Origin of the sequence: Mesorhizobium sp. M0870 (assembly GCF_040319775.1) — a bacterium.
Taxonomy (GTDB): domain Bacteria; phylum Pseudomonadota; class Alphaproteobacteria; order Rhizobiales; family Rhizobiaceae; genus Mesorhizobium.
This window is the reverse complement of the sequence record NZ_JAMYOI010000079.1, coordinates 1-1234: the sequence shown is the minus strand read 5'-3', so window position 1 is coordinate 1234 and position 1234 is coordinate 1. Positions and strand designations below refer to the sequence as shown.

Here is a 1234-nt window from a genome sequence, read left to right as displayed (position 1 = left end):
AAAATGTATGGTCCGCCCCGTCCGTGCAAGGGTTCGCGACATCGTCGATGACGATTCCAGTTGCATAAATGTATCCGGCCTCTCGCGAGCGGGCTGCTGTTGCAGCCAGGCCATGATGAGATCCGCGCACACCGTTCCCAATAAATGGTTCGGGCATGAAGCCCGCTTTTTTGCACAGGGCTTACGGCATGCTGATCCACTGTTTCGTCATCACTATTCCCGAGCCTTGCAATCGAGCCGCAAGCGTCAGGCGAATGCAGGATCCCTGCGTTCGTAGAGCGCTCCCGGCTTGGTCAGAACAACCCAGACAATACGTGCCATCTTGGCGGCGAGTGCGACAACGGCCTTGTTCGGATGCATTCGGCTCTGCAGCCCGTCGAGCCAGCTTCCAAGGCGATCCCGGATTCGATCCAGATGTCTGAAGCAGGATCGCGCGCCATGAACGAGGAGCTTGCGGACGTAGCGGTTCCCGCGCTTGCTGATGCCGAGGAGCTTCTGCTTGCCCCCGGTCGAGTGTTCCCGCGGGACAAGGCCCAGCCATGCAGCCAGATCGCGGGCCTTCTGGAACTGGCGTCCGTTCCGACTGCCGCAAGAAGGGCGGTGGCGCCCAGTGCTCCGATGCCGGGGATCGTCATGAGCCGGCGGGCAACATCTTCTCGATCTGCAATCGCAGCTATCTCCCTTGTCACGTCCTGAATGCGCTGCTCTAGCTGGTGGAGGTCGGCGAACAGATCCGTGAGCAGTTTGCGCATCGCCGGCGATAGGTCGTTCGACGCATCGTTGAGAACCAGCGGCAGGTCGAGCTTGAACAGGCCTGCCCCCTGGCGTAGGGCGATCCCGTATTCGAGGCAGAAGGCTCTCATCTGATTGATCAGACGCGTTCTCGTTCCGATCATCTGGTCCCGCACCCGGTGCAAAGCCTGAAGATCGGCTTGTTCCTCGCTCTTGAGTGCAGCAAACCGCATTGTTGGCCGCGTGGCCGCCTCAGCGATCGCCTCCGCATCGATGATGTCGGTCTTGTTCGACTTGACGTAGGGCTTCACGAACTGCGCGGGGATCAAGCGCACCGTATGTCCGAGCGCCTGTATCTTCCTCGCAATCCATTGAGATCCGGCGCACGATTCCATGCCAACGATCGCCGGCGCTGCTCGCTCGAAGAATTGTAGCAGCGCGTCACGTCGGAAACGAACCTTTTGAACTGGCACGCCGTCGCTTCCGAGGCCAACGACGTGGA

At 60.3% G+C, this 1234-nt stretch carries 1 pseudogene; it reads right to left on the bottom strand.

The features are described from left to right. Window positions 1-246: 246 nt before the first annotated feature. Window positions 247-1234, bottom strand: a pseudogene (locus NKH97_RS33200) (IS110 family RNA-guided transposase); the annotation flags it as partial.